Origin of the sequence: Treponema sp. J25, from assembly GCF_004343725.1 — a bacterium.
Lineage (GTDB): Bacteria > Spirochaetota > Spirochaetia > Treponematales > Breznakiellaceae > J25.
Genome location: NZ_PTQW01000006.1, coordinates 97,719 through 120,588 on the forward strand (window position 1 = coordinate 97,719; position 22,870 = coordinate 120,588).

18 protein-coding genes are annotated in these 22,870 nt (G+C 48.9%); 6 read left to right on the forward strand and 12 right to left on the reverse strand.

Annotation, left to right across the window (positions count from 1 at the left end):
• Positions 1 to 15 precede the first annotated feature (15 nt).
• From C5O22_RS02160 to C5O22_RS02170, 3 genes are all read right to left on the reverse strand, one after another.
• Positions 16 to 3,003 carry a right-handed parallel beta-helix repeat-containing protein gene (locus tag C5O22_RS02160; protein ID WP_243692848.1) on the reverse strand — a complete coding sequence of 996 codons (2,988 nt, stop codon included), beginning with the start codon at positions 3,001 to 3,003 and terminating at the stop codon, positions 16 to 18.
• A gap of 13 nt (positions 3,004 to 3,016) precedes the next feature.
• The gene (locus C5O22_RS02165) at positions 3,017 to 3,520 is read right to left on the reverse strand and encodes a hypothetical protein (RefSeq protein WP_132779554.1); all 504 of its coding nucleotides are present in this window, start codon (positions 3,518 to 3,520) and stop codon (positions 3,017 to 3,019) included.
• Positions 3,521 to 3,753: 233 nt separating this feature from the next.
• On the reverse strand, positions 3,754 to 4,671 hold the full coding sequence (locus C5O22_RS02170; protein ID WP_132779555.1) for a helix-turn-helix domain-containing protein: 918 nt from the start codon (positions 4,669 to 4,671) through the stop codon (positions 3,754 to 3,756).
• A gap of 21 nt (positions 4,672 to 4,692) precedes the next feature.
• Between C5O22_RS02170 and C5O22_RS02175 the strand changes: the two genes are divergently transcribed.
• Positions 4,693 to 6,150 (forward strand): MATE family efflux transporter, encoded by a 1,458-nt coding sequence (locus C5O22_RS02175; protein ID WP_132779556.1) that lies wholly within the window; start codon positions 4,693 to 4,695, stop codon positions 6,148 to 6,150.
• A 270-nt stretch (positions 6,151 to 6,420) separates the two neighbouring features.
• Here C5O22_RS02175 and C5O22_RS02180 read toward each other — a convergent pair whose 3' ends face one another.
• The 4 genes from C5O22_RS02180 to C5O22_RS02195 all read right to left on the reverse strand — a co-directional run bounded on the left by C5O22_RS02180 (position 6,421) and on the right by C5O22_RS02195 (position 11,182).
• On the reverse strand, positions 6,421 to 8,001 hold the full coding sequence (locus tag C5O22_RS02180) for an extracellular solute-binding protein (protein ID WP_132779557.1): 1,581 nt from the start codon (positions 7,999 to 8,001) through the stop codon (positions 6,421 to 6,423).
• Between the two features lie 213 nt (positions 8,002 to 8,214).
• Positions 8,215 to 9,108 (reverse strand): carbohydrate ABC transporter permease, encoded by an 894-nt coding sequence (locus C5O22_RS02185; protein ID WP_132779558.1) that lies wholly within the window; start codon positions 9,106 to 9,108, stop codon positions 8,215 to 8,217.
• A 15-nt stretch (positions 9,109 to 9,123) separates the two neighbouring features.
• Complete coding sequence (locus C5O22_RS02190; RefSeq protein WP_132779559.1) at positions 9,124 to 10,056, reverse strand: ABC transporter permease; 933 nt, start codon at positions 10,054 to 10,056, stop codon at positions 9,124 to 9,126.
• A gap of 262 nt (positions 10,057 to 10,318) precedes the next feature.
• Positions 10,319 to 11,182, reverse strand: a complete 864-nt coding sequence (locus C5O22_RS02195) for a sugar phosphate isomerase/epimerase family protein (RefSeq protein WP_165910366.1) — start codon at positions 11,180 to 11,182, stop codon at positions 10,319 to 10,321.
• A 36-nt stretch (positions 11,183 to 11,218) separates the two neighbouring features.
• On the opposite strand from C5O22_RS02195, the gene C5O22_RS02200 reads away from it, so the two are divergent.
• The gene (locus C5O22_RS02200) at positions 11,219 to 12,634 is read left to right on the forward strand and encodes a glycoside hydrolase family 28 protein (RefSeq protein ID WP_132779561.1); all 1,416 of its coding nucleotides are present in this window, start codon (positions 11,219 to 11,221) and stop codon (positions 12,632 to 12,634) included.
• Between the two features lie 181 nt (positions 12,635 to 12,815).
• Here the strand turns inward: C5O22_RS02200 and C5O22_RS02205 are convergent, their stop codons facing one another.
• A complete protein-coding gene (locus tag C5O22_RS02205; RefSeq protein ID WP_132779562.1) occupies positions 12,816 to 13,772 on the reverse strand; it encodes a bifunctional 4-hydroxy-2-oxoglutarate aldolase/2-dehydro-3-deoxy-phosphogluconate aldolase in 957 nt (318 codons plus the stop codon).
• A 227-nt stretch (positions 13,773 to 13,999) separates the two neighbouring features.
• Here C5O22_RS02205 and C5O22_RS02210 point away from each other — a divergent pair, with 227 nt between their 5' ends.
• The 3 genes from C5O22_RS02210 (at position 14,000) to kduD (ending at position 16,798) form a co-directional block, all read left to right on the forward strand.
• The gene (locus tag C5O22_RS02210) at positions 14,000 to 15,037 is read left to right on the forward strand and encodes a sugar kinase (RefSeq protein ID WP_132779563.1); all 1,038 of its coding nucleotides are present in this window, start codon (positions 14,000 to 14,002) and stop codon (positions 15,035 to 15,037) included.
• 143 nt (positions 15,038 to 15,180) lie between these two features.
• Positions 15,181 to 16,017 (forward strand): 5-dehydro-4-deoxy-D-glucuronate isomerase, encoded by an 837-nt coding sequence (gene kduI / locus C5O22_RS02215; protein WP_132779564.1) that lies wholly within the window; start codon positions 15,181 to 15,183, stop codon positions 16,015 to 16,017.
• Between the two features lie 10 nt (positions 16,018 to 16,027).
• A complete protein-coding gene (gene kduD / locus C5O22_RS02220; protein WP_132779565.1) occupies positions 16,028 to 16,798 on the forward strand; it encodes a 2-dehydro-3-deoxy-D-gluconate 5-dehydrogenase KduD in 771 nt (256 codons plus the stop codon).
• Positions 16,799 to 16,975: 177 nt separating this feature from the next.
• Here the strand turns inward: kduD and C5O22_RS02225 are convergent, their stop codons facing one another.
• From C5O22_RS02225 to C5O22_RS02240, 4 genes are read right to left on the reverse strand one after another with little or no spacing between them, the layout of a single operon-like run.
• Positions 16,976 to 18,355, reverse strand: a complete 1,380-nt coding sequence (locus C5O22_RS02225) for a TolC family protein (protein WP_132779566.1) — start codon at positions 18,353 to 18,355, stop codon at positions 16,976 to 16,978.
• A 12-nt stretch (positions 18,356 to 18,367) separates the two neighbouring features.
• Positions 18,368 to 19,564 (reverse strand): ABC transporter permease, encoded by a 1,197-nt coding sequence (locus C5O22_RS02230; protein ID WP_132779567.1) that lies wholly within the window; start codon positions 19,562 to 19,564, stop codon positions 18,368 to 18,370.
• Positions 19,561 to 20,322, reverse strand: coding sequence for an ABC transporter ATP-binding protein (locus C5O22_RS02235; RefSeq protein ID WP_132779568.1), 762 nt, complete (start codon positions 20,320 to 20,322; stop codon positions 19,561 to 19,563). Before C5O22_RS02235 ends, C5O22_RS02230 begins: the two co-directional genes overlap by 4 nt.
• A 2-nt stretch (positions 20,323 to 20,324) precedes the next feature.
• Complete coding sequence (locus C5O22_RS02240; RefSeq protein WP_132779569.1) at positions 20,325 to 21,779, reverse strand: efflux RND transporter periplasmic adaptor subunit; 1,455 nt, start codon at positions 21,777 to 21,779, stop codon at positions 20,325 to 20,327.
• 360 nt (positions 21,780 to 22,139) lie between these two features.
• On the opposite strand from C5O22_RS02240, the gene C5O22_RS02245 reads away from it, so the two are divergent.
• Positions 22,140 to 22,817, forward strand: coding sequence for a hypothetical protein (locus C5O22_RS02245; RefSeq protein ID WP_132779570.1), 678 nt, complete (start codon positions 22,140 to 22,142; stop codon positions 22,815 to 22,817).
• Positions 22,818 to 22,870: the final 53 nt, after the last annotated feature.

The following is a 22,870-nucleotide window of genomic DNA, read 5'->3' on the forward strand; positions in this document are numbered from 1 at the left end:
TCTTTTTAAAATAGTTTAAAACCGGGCTCCCACTCCTTGGGGTACAACTGCTGTGGGAACCAGGAATCCCTGAAGATCGATACTACCCTTTGCATCCCAGCGAGGAACGGTTGTCATATCCACGGAAACAAAGGCATCTTTACCAAGGGTTCGTCCCTCGCTATTTACACAAGCCGCACCATTCCAGAAGAAATTATGGGGAGCCGCGAGCTCCGGCATTTCCCGGTATACATCACCGGAGCCACCCCCAAAGGAAAGGACGTTCCGTACCACAAACAGGCGTTTTCCATCACCCTTGCCGTACAGATTAATGTTTGCCCCTTTGTTTCCATAGGAGGTACAATTTTCGATGATAAGGGCAGGATTAGAGTTACTGGTAATTCCACTGGTACCATTCCCAAAGGCAATGCTGTTTTTAAGCACGTGGGAGACCGCAATGCCATCCCCTCCCATTTTAAAGCCGTTTCCATCGCCATTCCCTGAACCATCAGAAAGGAACCCGTTGTTATAGGCAACGCAGTTTTCTACCAGCACTGATCCAATAGGGCCACTTTCAATTTTGGAAAAGAGATCCCACCCGTCATCAATATTATGATGAGCGATACATCCATAGAAGCGATTTCCCTCTCCTACCGTTAGTTTTGCCGCAAACCCATCGGCATTGTTTGAAGCAGGGTCCTGGTTATCATGGGAAAGACAATTAATAACCTGGTTATACCGGGGCCACTTTTCCCGAGGTTCAGCACTTACCCCGCTTATCTGGAGTCCCGTATCACCACAACGATAGGTTCGTACATCCCGAATAATATTGTAATTTCCACCGACTTGGAGGCCCTTTACATCACCAGGGGTGCTCCGGATATCAATACTTTCGATGGTCCAGTAATTTCCCCACAGGATGAATCCCGCCGTTTTTGCCCGGCTTGCACTAAAATCAAGGATAGCCCGTTCACCAGGGGCTGAAATAAGGACTTTTCGCTGCTTTTCCGTTCCATTATTTCCCCGCTCGATAGTCACGGTCCGTGAGGGGTAATACACTCCCCCTTTCAGGATAATCCGCTGACCGGGGCCTACAAAATACAGGGCCGTGGTAAGATCCAGAGGATCTGTGGTGGTTCCCTTCCCAAAAGGAGAGCCCTCAGGACTTACGTAGAGGTCTTTCCCTTCATATTTGTTATACAAAACCGAAAGGTTTATGTAGTAGGGACTATAATTTTCTACGTAGGCCCGCTGTTCACTATCGTAGCGACCGATCACCTGTTTTGGTCCCGGCTTATAGGACGGATCTGGCGTAAACTGGAGCACAAAATCGTTACTTCCCCCTTTCAGGCGAAGGGTCGTCGTATAATCCACCAGGGGCTTAATCGGCACATCCCGGACCAGAACTTTCCCCGCCGTATCCTGCACCGTAAGGCGCCCTGCGGCATTAGCATAAAACACCAGGGGATAATTTTCGCTCGTATACGTCGTAGGAGAATCAACCTTTGCAATAAGGGGTACCACTTCCGGTGGTTCCGGCACTCCCGGAGGATCCTTTTGGGCATCGGTTACCCGAAACTCTACATCCCGAACCGTCACATTACAACCCCGGGCTACCGCAAAGCCCACATAGATGTGATCAGGATCCAGGACCTGGAGTTTTTCTGGCCCATATAAAATAAACTCTGTGCGATCCTCTTCGGTGGCATAGGGTTTCTGGTAAATAGCATGATAGCCCGTGTTTGTCTTCTTCAAGGTAATCCGGTATATATCTCCCCTTCGTATAAGGGCAGAACTATCATAACTAAAGGCCCGACCAACACTCACCCCTTTCTGGGCAATACCCGAATCGCCAGAGGCAATCACCTCCTTTGAAAGTCCCGTCACAAATCGGGCCCCCAGGGTATCCTTACTCGTCCGTTTAACCCCATCGATCGTTTCTTCAAACTTGGTAGCAAGGATCCCTGCCGAATTGGTATAGTGATTAACGTTATTCACCCCATGCTGCCCCAGACTATCCAACACGAGGAGACCAAATCCTTCCTGCCCATCGGCGGTGGGGTTAATGTAATCTACCTGGAAGGTTGCCGAAAGCTCGAAATTTTCTCGCCGGGGATCGAGGACCGTATAATAGAAAGAAATACCATCGTGGAAGGCGGTAAATTTTCCCCCCTTTTGGAGGATTTCCCCCGTTTTAGGATCATACTGACAGGAAGTAAGCTGGAACACAAAATTATCGTTATCGAGCATTTTGAAGGTATTGAGATCTTCCCGGCTCGATTGCCCAAACCAGGTAAAGCGCCATTCTCGCTCTTCCACATCCCGAATCGTTTTTACCACCGGGGCAGAAACCACCACATCGCTCCCCCGCAACACGGCCAGACTAATGGCATAGGGCTTTCCTACCGAAAGACCTTCCAAAGAACATTCGAGACTACTCCCCGCTTTTTGTATCATCGATCTCTTCTGATATACCGAAGCATCCGTCAGGGAAGGAACTACATCTTTGTTCGGTAGTTCCACGTACCGTAGTTCGTAGGCCTCCGCTTCGGGGACCGATGTCCAGCGAACAAGCAGGGTCCCTTTTCCTTTGTTTAAAAGCTGCAGTTCCGGCACAACAAGGGGAAGACGAAAATCATAGAAAAAAAGAGAAGACAGTCGGGCCTCGGTTTCTCCGTTTCGATACAGGGCAACCTGGAACTGGTACCGAGCAGTTTTACCAGGTCTGAAATCCGCTTGTTTTATAGACCGGGAGGTTCTCCCCATGGTACGGGATTCCAAAACCTTCCCCTTTTCGTCCATGAGGGAAATCAGCGCCCTATCGGCCCCCTGGGCACTTAAATCAGCCTCAAACGAAAGGATAAGCCGGGAAGGATCCCCCTGGTCAGGGTTTACTGAAACAATACGAGGCAGAGGAACCTCTTGCCAGGGCCGCCGTCCCTCCTGGGCAAATATAATAACCGGCATCATGCCAAGGGCAAGGACACCCCCAAAAAAAGAGAAAAATCGCCGCATAAAAATCATAACTGTCCTTTTATCACTTAATCACAATCTGATAGATGTTGATGCCGCCGCTTTTGGAATAGAGGGCATAGGTTCCCGCCCCCGGAAGGGTGGCCTTTACAAGGCCCGCCTTAGTTCCCGTATCCGGTTCTGCGCTGAGTTCTGCTACCGTCTGGCCAGAGGAAAGATCAACCAAAAGCAAGATACGAGCATCGGTTTTGCTACTGGAATTACAATACACCACCACTTCCCCTTTTTGCTTAACCGTAAATGCCACCGCCCGATAATCGGCGGCTCCTGCGCCATTAAGTTTGATACGGTTATTGAACAGTTCCTTATCGGGCGCTTCCCGGGGAACATCCATGGCTTCAATAGTTACATTTTTGTCACTCCGGGCGGCAATCTTAAAATTACCCCATGTTTTTGTCTCTACCAGATTTGCCGGATCAAGATCATTGGCTGAAAACACTTCCTGCGCCACTAGAGAGGTAAAGGCACACACCATCCCCATTCCGAGGGCAAGTATCCATCGTTTCATAGGAACACTCCTTGCTTCATGATTTTCCAAGCTCCCCAGGGAGCTTTTTGAATTTCCCCGTACCTCTGGGAAATATCATCCCAGAGTCGGAGAGAAGGGGAGAATATTTCTCCTGTATCAGGATATCCCACTATTCTAGAATTGAACCGACCAATTTTTTAACAAAGGAGACCTTTACCGCTCTTTGCAGAACAAAGGGCCCCTTATACTGGTCACGGGAACCTCGAAACCTTCTAGGTGCTCGTATACTGAGGATTTGTTTTCCTTCGATATTCCAGAGGATGCTGCCCTGTCAGTTGACGGAACAGCCTGCCAAACTGGGTAACACTCCCAAAACCACACCGTTCGGCAATACGGTACACCGGTTCACGGGTGGTGGCCAAAAGGCTACAGGCCCTCTGGATTCGAACAGAGGCAAGGTATTCATGAAAATGGATCTGGGTGGTTCTATAAAACAATTTTGAAAAATAGGCAGGACTCATACTGGTCTGCTGCGCAACCCGTTCTAAATCGATAGGTTCGGCATAATGCAGATCGATCCAGTGAAGGGTTTCCTGGATGCGGGGGTCGAGCTGTTGTTGCCCTGTTCCCCGTTGAGCCTGGGCCGCAGAACGGCAGGATAGGGCCACAAGCAGGGCCAATTGGGCCCATACTACCTGGACATACCAGGGCTCTTTCCTTTGAAGTTCCATCCCCATAGACTGAAAGAGGGACTCCACTTCGTAACGGCTTTTTTCATCAAACTGGATTACCGGATCGTGCTGTTCAACCCAGGAAACACAGAGGGGAAGAAGGGAAGAAAAGAGAGGATTGTTTTGATCAAGCACATATATATTATAAAGCTCGCAGGTCTCTCCCTTCTGGTTGAGTCCCCGATGCAGAATTCCCGGAGGAATAATGGCGATCGCGCCTTCACCCATCGCATAGGTGGCACTGCGATAAAAGAAGGTGCGAGAACCAGAAGCCACGTACAGGAATTCCCAGGAACTATGAAAATGTCGTTCCGGGTTGGTGGTAGCCCGGGACTTTCTAATAAATCGAAGATTACAAACTTCGTCCTCTATCCGAATATCAGGGGGAAGCATAACAATAAACAATATTTGAACATTTTTTTCATAATTAGACAATAATTGCACAACCTTTTTTCTCATCTTTTGGTATAACCATGCTTCATGAGAAAAGCAGTTTCCTTGAAAACCGACAATAGAACCGCTACTAGAGATCGTCGGGATTTTATTCTGTACGGCAACCTCTGGAGCGTGGTGATTCAACTCGGCCTCCCCTTGGTGTTTTATAACGGGATAAGCCAGGTTTTTAGCTTCCTCGATACCCTTATCGCGGCATCGATGGGAGCTCGAATCGTTTCAATTGTCTCTTTTGTTTCCCAGATTCAGTCCCTTTTTACGACCCTTAGTGCAGGGCTCGGCGTGGGCGGTGGGGTACTCATTGCCCGGGCAATTGGAGCCCATGATACCCAAAAAGCCCAGCAACGGATGGGTATCCTTTTTATGTTTACGCTGGTCCTTATATTCGTCATCCTTGGGATTATGATTCCCCTTGCCCCCTGGATTCTCCGTTTTTTTAAAATGCCCCCTGATCTATTAGATCCCGGCCTTACCTTATTCAGAATAGAACTGCTCGGCCTCGTATTCATATGTCTTAACAGCGTATATTTTGCGATTGAGCGGGCCCGGGGAAACACGGAACGAATTTTCTGGTGGAATCTTCTTATCCTTTCTACAAAGTTAGGGGCCACCCTTCTTTTCGTATACCTATTCCGCTGGGGCCCCCTTTCGCTTTCCATTGCTTCCCTTATTGCCCAGGGAACAGTCTCCCTTTTTGCGGGGGGGACCTTTCTTCTTAAAGAAGGGAGTGGTATCATACAGACCCTTCGCCACTATGGGGTGGATACCGCTGAAATAAAGCCCATCGTTTCTCTTTCTACCCCCGTTTTTCTTGAAAAATTCATTTTTAACTATGGGAAAGCGGTGGTTAATTCCATGAGTGCCGCCTACGGAAGCATGGCTATCGGGGCCCTCGGCGTTTCTAACCGCATTGGGGGCCTGGTCACCATGCCTCCCATCGGCTTTCAGGAAGCAGAAGCCACCATTATTAGCCAGAATTTGGGAAATAAAAACAGTCACCGGGCCTTTGAAACTTTTAAGATCACCTGTACTATCAATATAATCTTGGGAATCTTTTTCTTTATCCTTATGAGTATCTGTAAGGATACCCTTATTCATCTCTTCGCTCGGGGGGATCCCCTCTTTTCTCAAGAAATTGCAGAGGTGTACAACTATGAACGCTATGCCTCGGTACTCCTGGCTATCTCGAGTTCTGTTATGGGTCTCTTATATGGTTTTGGGTATACCCGGATTTCTATGGTTTTGAATCTATTACGGCTTTTTGTGTTCCGCATTCCACCCCTGTGGTATTTCCAGCATTATACCAACCTCAAAACTGAAGGGCTTGGCCTTTCCATGATGATCAGCAACATGATGATGGGTATAAGCGCCATCATTGCGGCGCTGCTCGTGATATACCGCTGGAAAAAGGGGACCGCCGTTATTACTGGTTCCCCCGCAGAAATAGAAGGGAAAGGGGTTACCGCCGAAACAGAAGGGACATGATAGTACCAAGGCCTTGATAAAGAGCCTTGGATTTTAGGCCTTGGATCTTTAGAAGGATCATAATAAAGGAAAAAAACTATTCGCGGCTTATGCTTTGAGCCTCAGAAAACATAAAGGGACCGGCTCTTCACCGGTCCCTTATTTCTTTTCTTTTCTTTATCTTTTGTTGTGTATCGGGAATTCGCTCTGGCCTTTCCCTGGGGCCCCAAAGAAAGCTTTTTATAACTTCCTTGCTTCAGGCTCCCTGGCTAGACCAACCCATGACCGTACCTATTTTAACAGATTGTTCGCCCGGGCATATTCGATACCGGCCTTTTCCCAGTCAAGACCGCCCATCTTATCGAATTCGGCCACCCAGGCCTTCCAGTTCTCAGGAGTAAGCTGGCGAGCACCAGTCACAAACTCCACAACCCCCTGTTCATAGAAGCGCTTAAGATCCGCCGAAGGATTGGGAAGGGTATCTGCGCCGACCCCATTGGTCCAGGGTCGCTTCTGCATGTCCCGAAGTACCGTGAGGGCACTCATGGTCTTACCAGAATAGGGTGCCTTATAGGTGGGATAGCGGGCTTTCAGTTCCAGGTCTCCATTATAGAACACCATGTTCCGTAGCTGGGTAAGGGGCTGCATCTCGGGTTTGCTGAAACCTTTGGCAGGATCGGGGATCCCGTTCACCGTCGGAACCCCATCGGGACCTTTCACATAGTTTACCCCTTCTACACCCCACCCAAGGAGGAAATACCCCTCATCGGAGCTCATCCATTCAAGGAGTTTTGCAATGGCCGGCCCTTTACCAGCCTTCATGGCCTTGGTAGAAACCGCATAAATCCGGTAACTCTGGGTAAAGACCCCCACCGACTGGAACCCTTTCGGTCCTTTAGGAGGATCGATCACAATCCATTCACCGTTGGGGAAATTCTTATCAAAGGGAGTATAGTTGGATTCTGCTGCATAGGCGGCATTCTGTTCCCGCATGATCCCAAAGCGCCCCTGTTTCCAGGCAGCCCGGAAATCATCTTTCTTATAGCTAACCCAGTTAGGATCGATAACCTTTTCATCCACCATGCGCCGGACATAGGCCAGGGCATCGTAGTATTCGGGTTTGCGCACATTAAGACCGGGGTTTTTAGCCGAAAGATTCCAGGTTCCCGCTACTCCAAAGGCTCCAAAAATAGGATCGAAACGGCGGCCAAGCCCTTCTTCAAAGTTATTGATTTCAATAAAGGCCCCAAACCCATAGGTATCATCTTTGCCGTTTCCATCGGGATCCTTTGTGGTAAAGGCCTTCATCACCTGGAACAGTTCTTCCGTGGTGGTAGGAACCTTGAGGCCTAACTTATCAAGCCAGTCCTTTCGGATCAGAAGCCCCTCATTCTTGGCAATAGAACCAGGGGAAGCAAGCCCATAGGATTTCCCATTGACGGTAGTAAACGCCCGGCTATCCTCATCATAGTGATACTTACAGCGGTTCGGCATAAGGGGATACAAATCATCTACCGGAGCGATAAGTCCCTGTTTAATAAGGTTCATCCACACAGGACGGCTTACCATAAAGAGATCGGGCAGGGCGTTAGCCGCCGCAGCAGTGTTAATCTTTACATCCTGATCTTCGTTCGCCGAAGGAAGGGCGGTAATCTTAAGATCGATATTGAGCTTTTCCTTGATGATCTTAAGGGCTACCCAGTCAGCCGGGGGTGGTCCTGCTTCGGTAACCGCCGCCCCATACCAGAGTTCAATCGTCACCGGTCCCGAGGAAGATCCCCCTTTCCCATCCGCCTGTCCTTCAGCAAAGGTAAATGTTACCATTCCAAAGGCCAGGAGGAGTACGAGTACCATCGACACAAAACGCTTCATACAAAGCCTCCTTGTTCCATCTATCTAGAACCCCGTCGAACCATGTCCACGGAGGTTCTTGAATTCTTATTTAGAGCCCTTACACTCTCTGGGTCCCCCTAAAAATTGTCGGGGTTCCGTTTTTTACCTCATCCCTTATACCCAAGGGGTCCACCCCAGCTTTCTCTGCCCGTGAGGAAGAGATACTCTTCCTGGGAAGAGGGCGCTTTCCCCTTACCCCTTAATACTTCCCAGCAGGGTTCCCTTGGTAAAGAATTTCTGAATAAATGGGTAGGCAATAACCATGGGAATCGCCGCCATAAACACACTCGCTGCTTTAATCGACTGTACCGAGGCTTCTCCAAAGGCATTCACCTCCACAAACTCATTCATACCGCTTGCAAGGAGTATGTTTCGGAGCAAAATAGGTAGCGGATGGAGGGAAGCCTTATTAAGGTAAATGAGGGCATGCAAGAAGTCATTCCAGAACGCCACTCCATAGTAGAGCCCTATCGTTAACAGAATAGGCTTTGATAGGGGAAGCACGATACGGAGCAGGATAGTAAGTTCCGAAGCTCCATCGATACGGGCCGATTCTTTGAGTTCTTCCGGGATTCCTTCGAAAAATTGCCGCATAATAAGCAGGTTGTAGGTACTAATGGCCACTGGCAAAAACACCGCCGCTAACCTATTAGTAAGCCCCACGGTGGTTACCACCAGGTAGGCCGGAATGAGTCCCACGTTAAACAGGTACGGAATAAGCACAAAGATATGGAAAAATTTGTGGCCCGGGAGCCCCCGAATCGAAAGGGCATAGGCCATGGGAACCGTAAAAAAGAGGGCGGTGATAACACCAAAAACCAGAATCTTAAGACTGTTACTGAAGGCCATCAAAAAGCCCCGGTTTCCCAGCAGGGCCCGATAGGCGGCGGTAGACCATTTCCAGGGAGCAAGAAACATCCCTTCCAGATTACTTCCTATAAAGTGGTTCGGTCGAAAGGAGAGGGTAATCGTACTCCACAAGGGAACTGCCACAATGATTAAAATAAACACTAGGAGAACATCGATAATCCCATAAAAAATCCGATCACTCGGTGAAAGTCGTATCTTCATCGTTCCTTGAGCCATAACACCATCACCTCATCAATACATTGAAGAATCGGAGAACCGCTTTACCAGCCGGTTTGCGATAATCACCATGATCATTCCGATGGTTCCCTTAAAAAGGCCCACCGCCGTGGCAAGACCAAAGCGGAATTCCAAAAGACCCTGGCGGTATACCCAGGTATCGATAATATCCGCTACGCTGTATACCGGGATTGAATAGAGCATGAAGATCTGGTTAAAGCCCGCGTCCAGAATCGTTCCCAACTTAAGGATTACCACTGTCATGATCACTGGTCGAATGAGGGGCAGCGTAATGTACCACACCCGCTGAAAGGCCGTAACCCCTTCGACAGCCGCGGCTTCAAACAGGGTAGGATCGATGGCCATGAGGGCCGCAATAAAGATGATGGCACTCCACCCCATTTCCTTCCAGGCATCGGAAAGAATCACGATCCAGGGAAAGTACTTAGTGTTGGTTAAAAAATCGATGGGTTGCTGTCCCATGGCCTTAAGGACATCATTTACAAGGCCATCCCCGGGGGCGAGAAGCACCAAAAGAATCCCATACACGATAACCCACGAAAGAAAGTGGGGAAGATAGGACAGGGTCTGGACCACCTTTCCGAGCTTGGGGTGATTGGTTTCATAAATCATGATGGCCAGGATGATGGAAACAGGAACCCCCACAAGGAGCTTACCAAAACTGTAAAAAACCGTGTTTCTCAGGAGTTCCCAAAAATAAAAGGAATTGAAAAAAGAACGAAAATTTTCAAAACCGATCCACTTGCTTCCCCACACGCCATCCAGGGCCATGTAATCCTTAAACGCGATTTGGCCGTTTACAATAGGCCAGTACCGGAATATCGCATAGTACAGAAGCGGAAGCACCATAAGCATGTAAATCGGCATATACCGCCGGATCTCCCGCCAGAGCGATTTTTTTGAAGTCGCCGCTGCATAACTACTCATAAAGATAGGTACTCTCCTTCAGTAGGGAAAATAAAAACATTCGAGGCCCGTGTCGGAGGACGAACCATAGAGAGACAGAGCACCCCATCACTGTGCTCTATCTCACATCTTAATTGTATGCATCTTTCTACAAATTTGCAGATACGTTTTTGTACTTTTCCGACCTTTCGAACAGAACAACACCACCTCCTCTCCGGGAGGAGAGGGAAGTCGTTATAGTACAAAATAATGGCGCTTCTTTCCGTTCCTTTTTACAGAAACTTTACATATACTCAAGGTGGGACCAGAAGGTTTCGAGGCGCCTTCTTGTTTCTTCAATGTGGGAAGCCTTAATATCCTCAATAAGAATGGGGACCGCTTCCCGATTGAGAGCCCTAAGACGGCGTAGAATATCAGGCCAGGGAAGAAGGCCCGTACCGGCCGGTAGGGAGGGGGATTTTATCATTCTTCCGTCAACCAGTTCCATCCGGTAATCCTTGGCATGGACCGCCACAATTTTATGCCCAAAGGCTTCAAAACAGCGGTCAAGAAAGGCCCCCATATCATCGATCCCCGATGAGGGAACCAGGTTGGTAGGATCAAAGATAACCCCCAGGTGGGGGGAATCGATCTCTTTAAGAAGCCGGGCCATCTTTTCGGGAGTCGAGATGGTGTGTTTTTCTGCTACCGCTTCGATCCCAACGATAACAGAGCCTATTGTTTCGGCACAGCGGACAAGCCGTTCCGCCGAAGCGACCAGGTCTGCAAAGGTTGCATCCCGCTCTGTATCGGGATGGTAGGAACAGTCGGCGGCACAGGAGCCCGTTTCGGTTCCCACGATGGAACAGCCAAAGAGAGGGGCCGCCCGGAGATGGGCCTCAAAGCGCCGAAGGGCGGCCTCTCGCTGATTCCGGTCTGGATGTACCGGGTTGATATAACATCCCAGGACCGCAATAGAAAGGCCCTGACGCTGAAAGGCCCCAGAAACCTGGGGAATATTGACCTCTTCCGGCACCAAAGGAGCTCCCGGCAAAGCCTTTGAAAGGGCAAGCTGGACACAGCGCACGCCAGTAGCGGCGACCTTTTCTGCAAGAAGATCAGGGGGGAATATGCCTACATCATGGCATCGGACACCAATATTCATCATAATGAAACATAGTACCATTTTTTATAGGATTTGCCTATGGAACTAGAACTCATCGCAGAACAGGGAAATAATCCCCGGGACGACAGTCGCCGCATCCAGTCAGCAATTAACAACCTTGCCGCAGCTGGCGGAGGAAGCCTCCATCTGCGAGGCGGCTTATTTCAGAGCGGCCCCATACTTCTTCGATCACAGGTATATCTGATAATCGAAGAAGACACCGTTCTTTCTTTTATTCCGGACTTCGATCGCTACGGACCTGTCTGGACTCGCTGGGAGGGGGTTGAATGCTGGGCCATGCATCCCCTTATTTTTGCCCGAGACTCAGAGAACCTGGGAGTCAAGGGCAGCGGCATTATTGATGGGAACGGAAAGGCCTGGTGGGATTTTCTCCGGCAATCCCGAAAAGAAGGGCGTCGAGAACCTAAACATCCTTTTGAAGAACGTCTTGCGGCATTAAATCCCACCTATCGCACCCAGCCATCGGGAGGAGGAGGGCGGGAACTGCAATTTCTGCGCCCTCCCCTTTTACAGTTTTTCAATTGTAAAAATGTAGAGATTTTTGACGTGCACTTGCAGAATTCTCCTTTCTGGAATACCCATCTTGTGTATTGTGAGCAGGTTCATATTGCGGGGGTTACCTTCCAGAATCCCCATGACGGTCCCAACACCGATGGGCTTAACCTGGACTCCTGTAACCAGGTCCACATAGAACGCTGTCATTTTGATGTTGGGGATGACTGTCTGGGCCTAAAATCCGGCTCCGGAGAAGATGGCCTTCGGGTAAACCGCCCTACCGAATCGGTGCTTATTGAAAACTGTACCATGCAAGGAGGCCATGGGGGTATTGTGATCGGCAGCGAAACCGCCGGTGGGGTCCGAAATGTAACCATCCGCAATTGCCAGCTTGATGAAACTGACCGGGGCCTACGGATAAAAACTCGACGAGGTCGGGGAGGAACTATCGAAAACATTCAGTTAGAAAACTGTATTATGCGGGGAGTTCTCTGTCCCCTCGTTATTAACTGTTACTACGGACCTGGCGGTCCTCCGCCGGAAGACCCTATTTTTAGCCGTTCTCCTCAACCCATAACCGTTACCACACCGTTGATTCGAGATATTCGAGTTCACAGTCTTAAGGGAGAGGACTGCAAGGCCGCAGCCGCCTTTATTGTAGGACTCCCCGAACGGCCTATCGAAAACGTACATATTGAAGATTGTGTATTTACCCTTTCGGAAAACACGGACCATCCTCCGAGCGAAGCTGCCATGTACCGGGGCTTACCGCTCCCGGCAGGCCGGGGCATCCGTCTGCGCAATATTCGTCATCTCCAGGTGAAAAGAACCACCGTGGAATTCCCCGCCCGTACGCAGGAACAGAAAGAACCGTTTTTGATAGAAGATAATGTAGAAGATCTTTCCATTGAGATAGAAACATCGGTTCCACAGGTGTAAGGTGTAAAAGAAAAGGAAGGGCTCCCAGAGGGCCCTTTTTTATTAGAATCCTGGGGCGTCTATTTCCTGATTTCTACCGTATAGTGACAGGTAGATATTCTTACGTGGAGCAGGGCTGGGAAGACCTGCTCCGTTTGTTTTCAACTATCTTTTACAGGGAACTCTGGGTCCCTCCACCACGTTACGCCTTCACCAGGTGTACCGCAAAGCCCCCAATTTCTTTATCCAGATAGATCACTTTCAGTTTGCCCTTTTCCCGCTTTGCCGTTTCCTCTACCCCTTTAAATCCATAGGGAGCAAGGTATGCCAGGGCCCGTTCTACGTTATAACAACTGATCGCAATGTGACCCTTTGTGCCCCGGAAGGGACTCTTCATAATTTCAAAGGGAGTCCCTGCAAATATTGAAGAATTTCCCTCTTTTAGAGCAAAACCGAGGGCGGCAAACACATTGGCCGTCTTTTTTGCTTCCTCTGGAGTGTCCTGATTAATCCCCAGGTGGGCAAAAGAAAAGCCCTGAAGCTTAAGCCGAGCTTCCCGACAAAGGGCCGTAATGGTATCCCACTGTTCATTTTGAATAAGGTCCGCCTTTACCATCCAACTACCGCCGATGGCAAGAACCGCGTCAAGCTTCGCATACTCAGCCAGATTGTTTGCATCGATTCCCCCGGTTGGTACAAACTGAATCGAGCCGAAGGGGGCAGAAAGGGCCTGAATCATGGGGGCCCCACCGGAGTTTTCGGCGGGGAAAAACTTAAACACCTCTAGCCCCCGGGAAAGCCCCTGCTCAATAAGACTCGGGTTATTCACCCCAGGAAGAACTGGTATATTCCGTTCCAGACACCAGTCTACCGTGGCAGGATTAAAACCGGGGGAAACAATAAAACTTGCCCCCGCCTGGACCGCCTTTTGCGCCAGGGCGGGGTTGATCACCGTACCGGCCCCCACCAGAAGCTCAGGAAGTTTCGCCTTCATTCGCCGAATTGCCTCTTCCGCCGCATCGGTTCGGAAGGTAACTTCCGCCACCGGCAAGCCCCCTGCCACAAGGGCCCGCCCCAACGGGACCGCGTGATCGGGGTTATCGATTTTTATTACCGGGACCAGTCCAATATCCCGGATCTTTAAAAAAAGATCATTCATATCTATCCTCCATGAATCCTACTATACCATAAAACAATTAAAAAATGAACCATTGTTTCAAAAATAATTGACGAAAGTGCTGATTGATGTATAATACAAAGAGGGAAAGGAATCCCAAAGCTGTACCAATAGACACTCCAAACAAGAGCACAGGCTGGTAGGTCCCTGGACCGTTAGCCAGCCCTGGCGGAATCCTTTCCCTATTTCAATTTTGAGGAGCGTTTTGTATGGCCCATCGAATCATAAGCTTTGGCGAAATCATGCTTCGCCTTAAGTCGCCAGAACACGAGCGTTTTTTTCAGTCTCCCCTCCTGGAGGCTACCTTTGGAGGAGGAGAAGCCAATGTGGCGGTCTCCCTTGCCCTTTTTGGAGAATCGGCGGCCTTTGTGACGGCCGTTCCCGACAATCCCATTGGCGAAGGGGCAATTCGGGAACTGCGAAAATACGGTGTAGACACATCCTTTATTAAAAAGACCGCCGGCCGGCTTGGTATCTATTTCCTTGAAACCGGAGCAAACCAGCGGCCCAGCAATGTGGTCTATGACCGGGATGGGTCCTGTATTTCTCGGGTTGGACCGACAGACTTTGACTGGAACACTATTTTTGCAGGGGCCCAGTGGTTCCATATCACCGGTATTACGCCGGCCCTTTCCCAATCGGCGGCGGATAGTGCCCTGGCGGCTATTAAGGCCGCAAAAGCCGCGGGATGTACCGTATCCATCGACCTCAACTACCGCAAGAAACTCTGGAATTATGGTAAAAAGGCCCCCGAAATCATGCGGGGCCTTGCCCAGTACGCGGATGTCCTCATTGCTAACGAAGAGGATATTCAAAAGTGCCTTGGGATTGAGGTAGCGGGGATCGATGTGAGCAGTGGCTCCCTTAATATTGAGGCCTACAAAGAGCTCGCAACCCTCGTGCAAAAGGAGTTTCCCCAGGTACAATACCTGGCCATTACCCTCCGGGAAAGTCACTCCGCAGACCACAATGGCTGGTCCGCGGTCCTTATAGGCAAAAAAGGGGGTATCCTCTCTCGAAAGTATGAGATCACCGATATCGTAGACCGGGTAGGAGGAGGCGATAGTTTCTCCGCCGGTCTTATCTATGGACTGCTCAATTTTAAAGATGATGAGGAACGGGCCCTGAACTTTGCGGTGGCTGCATCGGCTTTAAAGCACGCCATCCCGGGGGACTTCAATTTGAGTACCCTGGCAGAAGTGGAAACTCTCATGAAGGGTGACGGTTCCGGCCGGGTACAGCGATAAAGAAGTACGGGAGAAACCTTTTCTGGCCAGTTGAGGGGGAGTGCAGGTTTTACCAAAAATTAGATCCTGTAGCCGCCAGAGTTCGTGGCTGAGACACTAATAGAGCCAGAAAAGGAACCCCTCTCATTACAGGAGGAAATACCATGAAATTTGATATACGGTATGCGAGCCATCCAGAGGATGCAAAACAGTACGACACCGCAACACAACGGCGTCATTTTTTAGTGGAACAGGTTTTTGTTCCCGGAGAAATTCGCCTTACCTACAGCCACCAGGATCGGCTTATTTTCGGCGGCATCGTTCCCACCATAAAGGCTTTGGTACTCGAGTCGGGGAAAGAACTGGGGACGGAATATTTTCTTGAACGACGGGAATTAGGGGTGATTAACATCGGTGGTCCCGGTCTCCTCGTGGTAGATGGCACTAGGTATGAACTTGCTAAAAGCGAGGGATGCTATGTTGGGATGGGGGCGAGGGATATTCGTTTTGAATCCCTATCTCCTTCAGAACCAGCCAAGTTCTACCTTGCCAGCGCTCCTGCCCACCAGAGTTACCCCACCATAAAGATAAGCCAGAGCCAGGCCAACCCTAAAAAACTGGGGAGCAGCGAAACCAGCAACGAACGGACCATCTATCAGTATGTGCATCCGGCGGTTTGCAAAAGCTGTCAGCTCGTGATGGGGATGACGGTTCTTGCGAAGGGAAGTGTCTGGAACACCATGCCCTGTCATACCCATGAACGACGGATGGAGGTGTATCTGTATTTTGACATGGCCCCCGATGCGCGGGTATTTCACTTTCATGGAGCGCCCTCAGAAACGCGGCACCTGGTGGTTGCCAACGAACAGGCGGTTATTTCTCCCAGTTGGTCTATCCACTCTGGGGTAGGGACGGGGGCGTACACCTTTATCTGGGCCATGGCTGGAGAAAACCAAACCTTTGATGATATGGATTTCGTCAAACCCGAGGATCTACGATAGGAGGTAGTTCATGGCTGGAATTCTTGAACAATTCAAGCTTGATGGGAAGGTGGCTATTGTTACCGGCTGCAACCGAGGTCTCGGACAGGCTATGGCCATAGCCCTGGCCGAGGCGGGGGCAGATATCCTCGGGGTGAGCGCTTCTCCCCAGGCCCCCGAAACAGAATCGGCGGTTCGGGCGGCGGGCCGCCGCTTTGTCTATGTCAGTGCGGATCTCCGTTCTCTTGAACCGATTCCCCGGATTATAGGTACCGTCCTTGAGACCTACGGCCGGCTGGATATCCTTGTAAACAATGCGGGGATCATCAAGAGAAACGAAGCCCTTTCCTTTACCGAGGCCGAATGGGACGATGTCATGAACCTTAACCTCAGGACGGTTTTCTTTTTAAGTCAAGCGGCGGCCCGCCACTGGGTTGCTCAAAAACAAAAAGGGAAAATCATCAATGTGGCGAGCATGCTTAGTTTCCAGGGAGGCATCCGGGTTCCTTCGTATACGGCCAGCAAAAGCGGCATCCGGGGACTTACCATGGCCCTTTCCAACGAATGGGCCAAGCATGGCATCAATGTTAACGCCATTGCGCCAGGCTACATGGCCACCGATAATACCGAAGCCCTGCGTAACGACCCCCAGCGCAGTCAGGAGATTCTTTCCCGTATTCCCGCAGGCCGTTGGGGCGAAGCCTCCGATTTAGCCGGCGCGGTAGTGTTCCTCGCATCTCCTGCATCCGATTATGTGCACGGCCATACCCTTGCGGTAGACGGTGGGTGGCTCGGAAGGTAATAAAAAACATAAAGAGGCCCGCACATTCAAAAGCTCCACGCTAGGTGGTATGGAAAGCCGATGAAAATAGACGAAAGGGGCCCTTTTTATTATTAGTGTACTTATAGGGGCGCTGAAAGGGCCTCCTCTTGCTGAAAGGGGAGGCTCAATTCTTTTTTACCCTATTTTCCCCTCCCCCTACAGAATCTCTTTTAAAAGCCTTAGAATTTCTTCCTCTTCTTCCACCCCTACCGAATTCCGTAAAGAAAAGAGGGCTGTCAAAAAGCTATATTGGGCGGTTATAAGAGATTCTTTGCTCGAGCTAAGGAGGGCTTCTGCGCTCGCAAGGTCAGAAATGGCAGCACTGGAAAGACGGAATTTTTCTGCCACGTTGTCATAATTAGCCTGGGCATACTCGAGGGCCTTCATAGATGAAGAAATTTGAAGGGCCGACGAAATCCATTCATACAGGGTCTGTTCAATGGTGAGGCTAAGGGTTTGCTCTTGGCTTGCCCGGTCAATTTCAGCCTGGGAAAGGGCTTTCTGGGCCTGTTCTACCGAATTCCTTGTAACCCAGAAATCAAGGTTCCAGGAAGCAGATAGGCTCACACTCCCTGTTATCTGGTTAGAACTGTTTCCCTGGAGGGGAAAATTCTGAGATACCCCTGCAGAAACAGAAGGGAACCAGGAACTCCTCGCAGAATTAAGACTTGCCCGGGCCTCCCCTATCGAAAGCTGATACACTGCTAGCTGGGGATTCTGTTTCCGGGCCAGGGCCACAAGGGCATTCATCAGAGCAGCAAGTTGTTGATTTTCAAGGGCAGCAAGCTTCCCGATTACTTCATCATACTGAGTAAAATCCACTGCTACGAGAGGGACCGTAGAGGGGACTCCCGTAAGAGATGCAAGCTTGGCTCGAGCTGCGGCAAGGGTTTTCTGGGCAGAGAAAAGGCTCGCCTGGGCACTGGCCATATCCGCTTCGGTAGAAAGAAGGTCCGCCTTTGAAAGGGCCCCAACCGCAGCTTTAACCTGGGCAATCTGAAGGCGCCATTTAGTAGCCACAAGGCTACTTTCCTTTGCATCCAGCGCCGCCTGCGCTTTGAGCACGTCTAAAAAAGCCGTGTCTACCGCTTCGATAACTGAAAGACGGGTAGATCGAAGGCTCTCTTGGGCCGATTGAGCAGCCAGTGTCGCCGCATCCAGTTTTGCCTTTCCCGATCCCCCATCAAAGAGGGTAACACTTCCGGACAAACGAGCAGAACTGGAAAGGGTACTGGAAGCACTGCCGCTTTCAGGATAGGACCAACTACCTGAAAGGCTTCCCGAAATACTGGGAAACAAATTGTATAACGCCGCAGATCTAGAAAGATTCGCCTTATCTACTGCGATCTGAGCCTTCCGGAGATCGAGGGAACGGGCAAGAGCCTGATTACGAGCCGCCGTAAGGTTCAGGCGTTCACTGGTACCGGCAGGCGCCTCTCCAAAAGAAAAAGGCACGGTCCAGAGAAAAAAACACAAAAATACAACATCTTCCTTTATGAAGGGCCATAATTTTTGCAAACCTAGCATTTTTTTCATATAGAGTTCTCCCTATTCATATCGCAAGGCATCGATAGGATACAGATTGGCCGCTTTTTGAGCAGGGTACCAGCCAAAGAAAATTCCCACCGCCGCAGCAAACCCCGCTGACAGAAGTACAATTTCCGGATGGATGAGGGTAGGCATTTTAAGAAGGGTCCTCAACAGGAATGAGACAAGTATCGCCAGGAGAATTCCGATAAAACCTCCCATGAGACTTAAGATAATCGACTCGGAAAGGAACTGTAAAAGGATATCCCGGCGACGGGCTCCAACGGCCATACGGATCCCAATTTCCCTGGTCCGCTCCGTAACGGAAACCAGCATGATATTCATGATCCCAATACCCCCAACAATAAGGGAAACCCCGGCAATAGCCGCAAGAAGCATCGTAAGAGTTTGAGAGGTCTGGGAAGCGGTTTGAATGATCTGTTCCTGGTTCATCACCGTAAAATCATCGCTTGCCCCTTCGGCAAGTTTATGAGATTCCCGCAGGATAGCGGTAACCTCCGTCTGAGCCTGGGACATGAGATCCTCCCGAACAACACTCATTTCGATAAGATTGAGTTTCCCATCCCGGGAAAGTCGATTCACGGCCGTATGAAGTGGTACAAGTACCACATCATCCTGATCGCTTCCCGTACCAGTGGCGCCCTTTTTGGTTAAAACCCCAATCACCGTAAAGGGTGTTGTGGCAATCCGGATATTTTTTCCCAGAGGACTTTCATCCCCAAATAACTTAGAAGCCACCGTGGCACCCAGGACGGCCACTTTACTTCGAGTGGTTAAATCCTTTTCAGTAAAAATTTCTCCCTCCGCTACCCCCCAGTCCTTGATCGTAAGGTAATCCGGTTCCACCCCGTACACCGTAGTAGACCAGTAGGCAGATCCACCAATCACGGTCATTCCTGAAATTCGCACTTCCCCCGAAATAGCAGCGAGGTAACTTGCTTCCTGTCGGAGTTTTGTCACATCTGCCAGGGAAAGCCGATTTGCTTCCCGGGGCCCCCGTGGAGGCATCACCATTAACAGATTTGTTCCCATTGCAGCGATCTGACGCTTTATTTCTGCCTGAGAACCGGATCCTACGGCTACCATAACAATGACTGATCCCACTCCAATGATGATTCCGAGGGAAGTTAAAAAACTTCGCATCTTATTACGCAGGATACTTCGCATGGAAAGGGTAATCAATTTTGCAAAGGTCATAGGCGTTCCCCTTCCGCGAGAGCTTTATGACGGGCCTTCCATGCAGCAAGATCTTCTGCGGCGCTTTTTTGCTGGTGTACCGGTTCATCCAAAAGAATCATGCCATCCCTCATGGTGATGATCCGCCTGGTATAGGATGCAATATCCGGTTCATGGGTAACCATCACGATGGTTTTTCCACGGTTGTTAAGTTCCTGAAAAAGGGCCATAATTTCGAGGCTCATCTCTGAATCCAGATTTCCTGTCGGCTCATCGGCTAAAATAAAGGCGGGATCCTTTACCATGGCCCGGGCAATGGCTACCCGCTGTTGTTGCCCCCCTGAAAGTTGACTCGGCATGTGATCCAGGCGGGAGCCAAGGCCTACTTCTTCCAGAACAGCCCGGGCCCGGGCCCGAGCATCAATCTTACATCCAGAGCGATCATAAAAAAGAGGCAGTTCCACATTTTCAAGGGCGCTTGTTCGAGGAAGGAGATTAAAGCCCTGAAACACAAAGCCAATTTTGTTGTTCCGGATGTCCGCAAATTCGTCAGGACCCGCCTGGGAGGTGTCTACTCCGTCCAGAAGGTAGGTCCCTGCGGTGGGTTTATCCAGACACCCGAGGATGTTCATAAGGGTGGATTTTCCAGACCCAGAAGGCCCCATGATTGCCACAAATTCTCCCTCTTCCACAACAAGATCTATTCCCCGCAGGGCCTTAACCACAATATCCCCCATGATATAAAAGCGCTGAATTCCCCGCATCTCGATAATTGCCATAGTTACTCAGCCTTTACTTTCAAAATCACCTGTTTTCCTTCAAGATCGGAAGGACCAGAAACCTCGGTATACTGGGCGTCGCTAATACCAACTTGAACTATAAGAGCGGCAAGGTTCCCCGATTCGTCGAGGTACCACAGGGGTTTCCGAACCGCAGGGGTGGTGCCATTGGTATTTCCTTCGACGGAGAAATTAGCCTCCGATCCCGGAGGGCCTTCTGTTCCATTTGACATTCCACTTGTTGCGCTTCCTTGAGACGCTCCCTGGCTACGCCGTCCTGTGGTGCTTCCTGGACCTGGCATTCCAGGACCACCAGGTCCACCGCCGGGCACGCCCGGCATACGGGGAACGCCCCCCATAAGACTGGTAAGCCCCTGTCCCTGGGAGGAAGGTCGATTCTGAGAAGCACGATTTTTGACCATCTCATCATAACGTGCCAGGGCTTCTTTCCGGGCTTCGGCACTCATAGTGGCAGGTAAACGGGCAATAAACAGGGCCCGTTCTCGTTCCGCCTCACTTAGACTCGTCGGTGAAAACCGAAGGGCCCCATTAGGGACCACCAGTACGTTTTCCTTTTTTTCTTTTATGAAAGTGACCTGGGCAGTCATGCCAGGGAGCAACTTGCCTGAGGTATTGTCCGCCAGAATATTTACATAGTAGTACACCACATTATTGCTTGTTTTTGGCTCAAGCCGAATCTCTTTGACTTTTCCTGTGAAACTCACGCCTGGATAGGCTTCCACGGTGAAACGAACTTCCTGACCTACCCGGATAGAACTGATATCCAATTCATCTACTTCTGCAAGGATTTGCATTCGGGAAAGATTCGCCGCAATAGTAAAAAGGGTTGTGGAACTGGAAGAAGAACCACCGGTAACGCTGGATCCTTCATCAATATTTTTAGACAGTATAATTCCATCAATGGGACTTGTAATGTACGCATATTGATTTATTTGAGTTTCTATTTGTTCCAGGCTCGTCTGAGCAGATAACAACTCGGCCCGGTATACTTCAAGAGTAGAAAGGGCACTTTTATAGTCGTACTCTGAAAGGAGCCCTTTTTCATAGAGGGCCTTTGCATTCTGAACTGCCAGATTTTGAAGATTATATTGGGACTGGACCTTATCTACTGTGGCCTGAGCAGATTTTCGTTGCAGTTTTAAAAGATCCGTATTAATGGTAGCCAGCAACTGGTCTTTTTTAACCTTACTGTTATAATCTACAAAGACCTTTTCGATACGGCCGCTCATCTGAGCAAGCACATCTACCGAAGATTCCACCGCTAACGTTCCTGTAGCAGAAACGGTACTCTCAATGGTTCCTCTCCTGATGGTGGTAAATTCGTAGGCCTGCTTTTTCTTTGAAACCCCCACCTGATATCCACGGAAAAACCACAGAAGAATTCCGGCGCCAATAACACAGCCCAGGATTAAAAAAACAGGTGTTTTCTTTTTCATATCCACTCCATTTTATCCACAGTTTTTTTAAAGAAACACTTCATGAAAAAATTAGCAAAATCTATACCAACAAAAACAACAAGAAATCTTAGACAATTAAGTTATTATAATAACAGGTTATCATGAAAAACGTAACAATAAAATCTTGTTATTATGTAAAATCTATGTGAAAAGATTTCCCATGTGTATACCAGAATGAGAAAAGAATACCCATAGAAGAAAATTGCATAAAAAATAAATCTAGAAAAAATCAATCTTCTTTCAATCTTTTTTCGATATTTTCTAACCTTTAAAGAAATCGTACTTTGTTGATAATATTTTTACACACATAACAATTTTATCTTTCAAGGAGAATATCCAATGAACTTTCTTAGGAAAATTGCAACGGTATTATTTATCTTACTAGGTTTTTCTTTCTGCTTTGCCCAAGAAAGCAAAGGTGAAAAACGCTTTACTCTGCGGCCTATGGTCTCCACAATCTTCGATAGTGAGATAACACTAAAAGAAACAGCCTATTATCAGAACAATCCAATAGGCTTTATTAAAGTAAACAATGATGTTAAAGGTGGCTTTTCTGTAGGAGGAGAATTCCTTTACCACATTATTCCTCAACTACAAATAGGATCACTAGGATATTTTATTTTTGAAAGGGAAATAGAGAATACCTCTAATTCATTAAAAGGCTGGGCCCTTTTTATATCTGGCAAATATGATTTTCTTTTAAATAATATTGTAAATATTTACGGAATAGCACGAGTAGGTTATGAATCCATGAGAATATATGCCAATGAAAAAGAATTTGAAGACAATCTTAAAGATCAAGGGCTTACAACATCTTATCTTGGAGCTTTTTGTATGTTTTTAGGAGGTGGCCTAGAATACAACAGCTTTAGCTTTGGTGGATTCTTTGCCGAATTAGGATACACAATTCAAATGACTGATTTCAAATATGAAGCATCTACAATTTATGAAAAATTAGTAGTATCTGGAAACAATCCCTATTTACGGCTCAATTTTGGTGTTTTCGTTAAGATATAAAACAAAGATCATTATTTTTTTACTAAAAAAGTAGTAATAATAGAGCATAAAAC

Bases quoted from the DNA above. Each gene is read 5' to 3' on its own strand.
- C5O22_RS02160 (WP_243692848.1), bottom strand. From the start codon at position 3,003: ATGATTTTTATGCGGCGATTTTTCTCTTTTTTTGGGGGTGTCCTTGCC.
- C5O22_RS02165 (WP_132779554.1), bottom strand. From the start codon at position 3,520: ATGAAACGATGGATACTTGCCCTCGGAATGGGGATGGTGTGTGCCTTT.
- C5O22_RS02170 (WP_132779555.1), bottom strand. From the start codon at position 4,671: ATGAGAAAAAAGGTTGTGCAATTATTGTCTAATTATGAAAAAAATGTT.
- C5O22_RS02175 (WP_132779556.1), top strand. From the start codon at position 4,693: ATGAGAAAAGCAGTTTCCTTGAAAACCGACAATAGAACCGCTACTAGA.
- C5O22_RS02180 (WP_132779557.1), bottom strand. From the start codon at position 8,001: ATGAAGCGTTTTGTGTCGATGGTACTCGTACTCCTCCTGGCCTTTGGA.
- C5O22_RS02185 (WP_132779558.1), bottom strand. From the start codon at position 9,108: ATGGCTCAAGGAACGATGAAGATACGACTTTCACCGAGTGATCGGATT.
- C5O22_RS02190 (WP_132779559.1), bottom strand. From the start codon at position 10,056: ATGAGTAGTTATGCAGCGGCGACTTCAAAAAAATCGCTCTGGCGGGAG.
- C5O22_RS02195 (WP_165910366.1), bottom strand. From the start codon at position 11,182: ATGATGAATATTGGTGTCCGATGCCATGATGTAGGCATATTCCCCCCT.
- C5O22_RS02200 (WP_132779561.1), top strand. From the start codon at position 11,219: ATGGAACTAGAACTCATCGCAGAACAGGGAAATAATCCCCGGGACGAC.
- C5O22_RS02205 (WP_132779562.1), bottom strand. From the start codon at position 13,772: ATGAATGATCTTTTTTTAAAGATCCGGGATATTGGACTGGTCCCGGTA.
- C5O22_RS02210 (WP_132779563.1), top strand. From the start codon at position 14,000: ATGGCCCATCGAATCATAAGCTTTGGCGAAATCATGCTTCGCCTTAAG.
- kduI (WP_132779564.1), top strand. From the start codon at position 15,181: ATGAAATTTGATATACGGTATGCGAGCCATCCAGAGGATGCAAAACAG.
- kduD (WP_132779565.1), top strand. From the start codon at position 16,028: ATGGCTGGAATTCTTGAACAATTCAAGCTTGATGGGAAGGTGGCTATT.
- C5O22_RS02225 (WP_132779566.1), bottom strand. From the start codon at position 18,355: ATGAAAAAAATGCTAGGTTTGCAAAAATTATGGCCCTTCATAAAGGAA.
- C5O22_RS02230 (WP_132779567.1), bottom strand. From the start codon at position 19,564: ATGACCTTTGCAAAATTGATTACCCTTTCCATGCGAAGTATCCTGCGT.
- C5O22_RS02235 (WP_132779568.1), bottom strand. From the start codon at position 20,322: ATGGCAATTATCGAGATGCGGGGAATTCAGCGCTTTTATATCATGGGG.
- C5O22_RS02240 (WP_132779569.1), bottom strand. From the start codon at position 21,779: ATGAAAAAGAAAACACCTGTTTTTTTAATCCTGGGCTGTGTTATTGGC.
- C5O22_RS02245 (WP_132779570.1), top strand. From the start codon at position 22,140: ATGAACTTTCTTAGGAAAATTGCAACGGTATTATTTATCTTACTAGGT.